The sequence below is a fragment of the Chryseobacterium contaminans genome (genome assembly GCF_001684955.1).
Classification (GTDB): Bacteria; Bacteroidota; Bacteroidia; order Flavobacteriales; family Weeksellaceae; genus Chryseobacterium; species Chryseobacterium contaminans.
The window spans coordinates 1-5,458 of record NZ_MAYF01000126.1; the positions used below are offsets into that span (position 1 = coordinate 1).

Consider the following 5,458-nt stretch of genomic DNA (forward strand, 5'->3'; position numbering starts at 1 on the left):
ATCTTGTTTACTTTTATCGGCCTCAAAAAGCTTCCTTCTCCCCGCTTCCAGCTTCCAACTTCAATCAAATCCTCATAATATTAAAACTATCACACTCAAGTTTCCCAACAAAATATCTCATAAAGAATCTTGTTTACTTTTATCGGCCTCAAAAAACTTCCTTCTCCCCGCTTCCAGCTTCCAACTTCAATCAAATCCTCATAATATTAAGTCTATCATACTCAGGTTTCTTAAAAATTCCTTATTTTTGCAAACCTATAATTTACAATAAATATGTTTAATAGTTTACAGGATAAATTAGATAAGGCATTACATAATATTTCCGGACGTGGAAAAATTACCGAAATCAATGTGGCGGAAACCGTAAAGGAAATCCGTAGAGCACTGGTGGATGCCGACGTTAACTATAAAGTTGCAAAAGATCTTACTAAAAGAGTTCAGGATAAGGCATTAGGCCAAAACGTTCTTACTTCCCTTACTCCGGGACAGTTGATGACGAAAATTGTTCACGATGAATTAGTGGATCTAATGGGAGGTTCTCAGGAAGGGATCAACCTTTCAGGAAAGCCATCTGTAATCCTTATTGCAGGTCTTCAAGGTTCCGGTAAAACTACTTTCTCCGGAAAGCTTGCTCATTATTTACAAACAAAAAGAAATAAAAAGCCTTTATTGGTAGCGTGTGACGTTTACCGTCCTGCGGCAATTGATCAGTTAAAGGTATTAGGAGGACAGATTAATGTTCCTGTTTATACTGAAGAAGGAGCTACCAACCCTTCTACGATTGCTGAAAACGCAATCAATTTTGCAAAAGCTAACAACCATGATGTAGTAATTGTGGATACGGCAGGTCGTTTAGCGATTGATGAGCAGATGATGAACGAGATTAAATCTGTTCATTACTTCATTAAGCCTAATGAAACGTTATTCGTTGTTGACTCAATGACAGGTCAGGATGCTGTAAATACTGCTAAAGCCTTCAATGATGCCCTAAACTTTGACGGAGTTGTTTTAACCAAATTAGATGGTGATACAAGAGGGGGTGCTGCTTTAACAATCCGTTCTGTGGTTGAAAAACCAATCAAATTCATTTCTACAGGTGAGAAAATGGAAGCCTTAGACCTTTTCTACCCGGAAAGGATGGCAGACAGAATCTTAGGAATGGGAGACGTTGTTTCCTTAGTAGAAAGAGCTCAGGAGCAGTTTGATGAAGAAGAAGCTAAAAAACTTCACAAGAAAATCGCTAAAAACGAGTTTGGTTTCGACGATTTCTTAAAGCAGATCAACCAGATCAAGAAGATGGGTAACATGAAAGACCTAATGGGAATGATTCCTGGGGTTGGAAAAGCCATCAAGGATGTAGAGATCAGTGATGATGCCTTTAAGCATATTGAAGCGATCATTTACTCTATGACACCTGAAGAGAGAAGAAAGCCTTCCATCATCAATACGCAGAGAAAGAACAGAATTGCAAGAGGTGCAGGGAGAAAGATTGAAGATGTGAATCAATTGATGAAACAATTTGATCAAATGGGTAAAATGATGAAGATGATGCAGGGACCTCAAGGAAAGCAAATGATGCAGATGATGAGCAAAATGCCAAATATGCCTGGAATGGGTGGAATGTTTGGAAAATAATCAAAAGCAATCTAATCAAAATATAAAATCCGGCTCAAAATTGAGCCGGATTTTTTGTTTTTAGCTTTAATAAACTGATTATTTATCGGATTTCTGTGCTTTGCCCTTGATGAAATAAGAGAAACCAACATTCACACCGAAAGTTTTAATATTTGTCTTAATATCCGTATTCATGACAGTTTCCTTATTTGAAAACTGATCATAAGAAATCCCTAAATTGATTCCTAATGATGAAGTCGCCATATACGTTACTCCCCCTTTTACTTTCCATGCTAAACCATCGGTAGTAGTCTCCGTATCCTGCATCAACAAAGGATCAAGCCCTTCATTATTGATGTCCTTATAAAAAGAATACTTTGTCTTGTTGGAAGCATATCCAATCCCAGCTCCTAAGAATGGTACAAATTTGCTTGAATTTGTAAAATAATAAGTAGCCGTAGGCATTACAGAGAACGTAGAATTTGTAGACTTAAGCCCCTGATATTTAGTTGTAGTGTTAACATACCCCAAGTCAAGGCCCACTGCTAATTTATCAATTACGAAATACCCTACAGAAGGAGTTATTGAGAATGTATTTACTTTTGGACCATCAGTAGACTTACCCCCTACTTTTACTGTAGTTGTCGTATTGTTGAAACCCATTCCTGTGTTTCCGCTGATTACCCAGTCCCCTTTAGTCATTTGGGCATTAGAAAGCCCGAAAAGTGCTACTGCACCTGCTAATAATAGTTTTTTCATGATTATTAATTAAGTTGTTAAAATTTATATCCTACTCCAAGCTGTAAGAAGTTCATCTTTAGTTTTTCACCATCTACTGGCTTTTTAATCATATTCGTAAGACCAAAGCTATAACGGGCATCTAGAAATAGTCCTTTATAAACGATATAATCTCCCCCAAGGAACAGACCAAACTCCGTAGACTTAAGCCCATTATCAAAAGAGTCTTCCATATATCTCTCCCCTTCATGTAAAGCTGCCTGATCGGAAGGAGCTCCACTCACCTCCATCTTTACTTTTGTATTGGTTCTAAAGCTCACATATGGACCCGCATACAATCCCAATTCCGGTGTAGCATAATATCTTGCTGATACAGGAATCACAATTCTGTTAAAATTAAGCTTTTCTGTTACGGTAACACCATATGCTTTCACAACCGCTTTACCTCCCAGATTTGCATATTCTACTTCTCCCTGTAAAGCAAATTTATTATTGAATTTATGCTCAACCAATCCACCAATATAGAATCCTGATTTTGACTCCATACTGGCTTTGATCCCATCGATTTCAAAATTATCATCATTAGAATTCAATGTTGATAAAGCATACCCAGCTTTTACTCCAAATTTAGTTTGTGCATTAAGCCCTGCAAATAGAGCAATTGCAGATGCCAATAAGATTTTTTTCATGATTATTATATTTAAAAAATGTCCGCAAAAATACAAAAAAGCCCTGAGAATTCTCAGGGCTTCTTGTTATATGCTTTGTTTATTATTTTGCAAATACATACTTAACTCCGAAAGTTACAGAAGATAAATTCAATCCGAATTTATAATCGTTTACTCTCTTAGCTCCGTCTACATCTAATTTGTTTGTGTTGTAACCAAACTCACCAAAAGTAGCTTCGATAGACCAGTTCTTGTTTAAGAAATAATCTAAACCTGGCTTAACGTTAACTCCGATTGAAGTGTAGTTAGCTTTGTCAGAAGTAGATTTTCTAGTTACAGTAGAACCAGTTGTTAAAGTAGATTCAGTTTCTTCTTTGTACTGACCGAATTCCATAGGAACTTCTAATTGACCGAAGATGTATAATTTATCACCTAAAGTCCAGTATTTTCTTACGAATGGAGCAACAACAAATGCAGAAGTTGTATTTTTGTTTTCTCCAACGAAAGTAGAACCAGCCATAGTTTCTTCTTTAGTTACTTTAACGTTATCGTTTTTGTAACCTACACCTAAACCTACAGCTAGGTTAGTGTTTACGAAATAACCTACAGTTGGAAGAACTTTGAAGCTCTCGATTTTAGTATCGTTATTGTTGTTTTCGTTCTGAGAATACCCTAATTGACCTGAAATGTATGTAGTACCTTTAGCAATCTGAGCATTTGATAATCCGAAAAGTGCAACAGCACCCGCTAATAATATTTTTTTCATTTTAAAAAATTTTAATACTTTCTGAGGGCAAATTTACAGTGGTCCCCACTAATATTAAAATTTGTTAATGTGATTAATATCATTGTTAAAATTTAATGTTTTATAAAAATAAATCATATTAGCGAGAGTCTTTTGAGTTTTTCACAATATTATGAATAAAAAAACTACAATTTATCAACCAGAGCCTGATATATTTGCTTTTTAAAATTTAAAAACTTTAGTAAAATCATCATAAATTGGTAAAATAAGACCAAAATAATCTTGTTAAAATGTTAATTTTTAGGAAATTAACCCTTAAAAATTAAACAAATGTTTATAATTCAAAGGTAATTTGGCTGTCTTGGTGCAATATAATAGAACAACATAGCTATATTTTATTAGTATGAATACTACATTCAATAAAAAACTCCGGCCTTCGGCCGGAGTTTTTTATGTTATTTCAACATATTCTTATTTAATGAAGAAGTTGTAACCCAGGTTAACAGCACCTACGTTCCAGTCTTCTCTGTACCAACCGTGGTCACGTCTGTTGCTGATAGACTGGTATCCTATGTACAATTCTCCTTTAGACATCTGGTATCCGAATTTAGGCTGTGCATAGAAACCTCCATCTACCCCATCTTTAGTAGAAATTCCGTATCCTAAGTCTAGTCCTACAAAAATAGGCGCTCCTTTGAACTTATATTTCCCGGAAACTGCTACAGGAATAAATCCGAAATCATCAAAATTATCTTTTCCGAAGAAGTGAGAATATCCTGTTGCTACCCCAAGGTCGAAACCTTTAGCAATATTCCACATATAAGCACCATCTACACCCAGTGTAAATGAAGATACATTACTTGCATCAGATACAGGAACACCAATGTGTCCACCTAATTTTAAACCTTCCTGCGCCTGAGCAGCACCTCCTAAAAGTGCAAAAGCACCAACTAATAATAGCTTTTTCATTTTCTTAAGTTTAAATTTTACGCATCAAAAATACTAATTATTTTCATCATTGAAGCATATTCCTGTCAAATGGTATTCTTTAAAATAAAAAACAGGACAAATTTTGTCCTGTTTTCTACGTTTATTTTTTATTGTTTGGATTAGTTTCCTCCGAATTTGAAACCTACACCTACCTGCAAGAAACTGTTAGTTAATTTACCGTCTCCATCTGCATGTTTAGCTAAGTTAGACACACCATAGTTATATCTTGCATCAAAGAATAATCCATTTTCTAAAGAATATTCAGCACCAACGAAAGGAGCAATATTTAAAGTATTAGTCTGATCTTTGACATCCACTTTATCTCCAATTCCAAATTCTGTAGCCATTTCTTCAGGAATCTGAGCACCTCCTGTCACTTCATATTTTGCTTTTGCAGTAAGGATGATACCGAAACTAGCACCAGCAGAAACTGCTAAATTCTCAGTAATAAAATACTTTGCAGAAACAGGGATCAATAAAGTTCCGAAAGTTGTTTTAGCTTTCACACGGGCATTCCCTTCAAAATCTCCCTCAAAAGCTCCTGTTTCATCTACTTTACCTCCTAGCGGTGAATAAAGAACTTCTCCCTGAATACCAAACTTATCTCCGAATTTGTGCTCTACCAATCCTCCAACATAGAATGTATGCATTGGATCTGAAGTTTCAGAATGCCCATCAGCCTTCATTTTTAAAGTAGATAATG

At 35.5% G+C, this 5,458-nt stretch carries 6 protein-coding genes; 1 reads left to right on the forward strand and 5 read right to left on the reverse strand.

The window, feature by feature from the left end:
• Positions 1-273 precede the first annotated feature (273 nt).
• The gene (ffh, locus tag BBH99_RS09180) at positions 274-1,635 is read left to right on the forward strand and encodes a signal recognition particle protein (protein WP_066694853.1); all 1,362 of its coding nucleotides are present in this window, start codon (positions 274-276) and stop codon (positions 1,633-1,635) included.
• 78 nt (positions 1,636-1,713) lie between these two features.
• On the opposite strand, the gene BBH99_RS09185 is transcribed toward ffh, so the two are convergent.
• From BBH99_RS09185 to BBH99_RS09205, 5 genes are all read right to left on the reverse strand, one after another.
• Complete coding sequence (locus BBH99_RS09185) at positions 1,714-2,373, reverse strand: OmpW family outer membrane protein (protein WP_066694855.1); 660 nt, start codon at positions 2,371-2,373, stop codon at positions 1,714-1,716.
• Between the two features lie 17 nt (positions 2,374-2,390).
• Positions 2,391-3,041, reverse strand: coding sequence for a porin family protein (locus tag BBH99_RS09190; RefSeq protein WP_066694856.1), 651 nt, complete (start codon positions 3,039-3,041; stop codon positions 2,391-2,393).
• A gap of 82 nt (positions 3,042-3,123) precedes the next feature.
• Positions 3,124-3,786 (reverse strand): outer membrane beta-barrel protein, encoded by a 663-nt coding sequence (locus tag BBH99_RS09195; RefSeq protein ID WP_066694857.1) that lies wholly within the window; start codon positions 3,784-3,786, stop codon positions 3,124-3,126.
• 450 nt (positions 3,787-4,236) lie between these two features.
• Complete coding sequence (locus tag BBH99_RS09200; RefSeq protein ID WP_066694859.1) at positions 4,237-4,734, reverse strand: hypothetical protein; 498 nt, start codon at positions 4,732-4,734, stop codon at positions 4,237-4,239.
• A 140-nt stretch (positions 4,735-4,874) separates the two neighbouring features.
• The coding region (locus BBH99_RS09205) for an outer membrane beta-barrel protein (protein WP_131799204.1) at positions 4,875-5,458 on the reverse strand (584 nt) is incomplete at its 5' end.

Bases quoted from the DNA above. Each gene is read 5' to 3' on its own strand.
- BBH99_RS09190 (WP_066694856.1), bottom strand. From the start codon at position 3,041: ATGAAAAAAATCTTATTGGCATCTGCAATTGCTCTATTTGCAGGGCTT.
- BBH99_RS09195 (WP_066694857.1), bottom strand. From the start codon at position 3,786: ATGAAAAAAATATTATTAGCGGGTGCTGTTGCACTTTTCGGATTATCA.
- BBH99_RS09185 (WP_066694855.1), bottom strand. From the start codon at position 2,373: ATGAAAAAACTATTATTAGCAGGTGCAGTAGCACTTTTCGGGCTTTCT.
- BBH99_RS09200 (WP_066694859.1), bottom strand. From the start codon at position 4,734: ATGAAAAAGCTATTATTAGTTGGTGCTTTTGCACTTTTAGGAGGTGCT.
- ffh (WP_066694853.1), top strand. From the start codon at position 274: ATGTTTAATAGTTTACAGGATAAATTAGATAAGGCATTACATAATATT.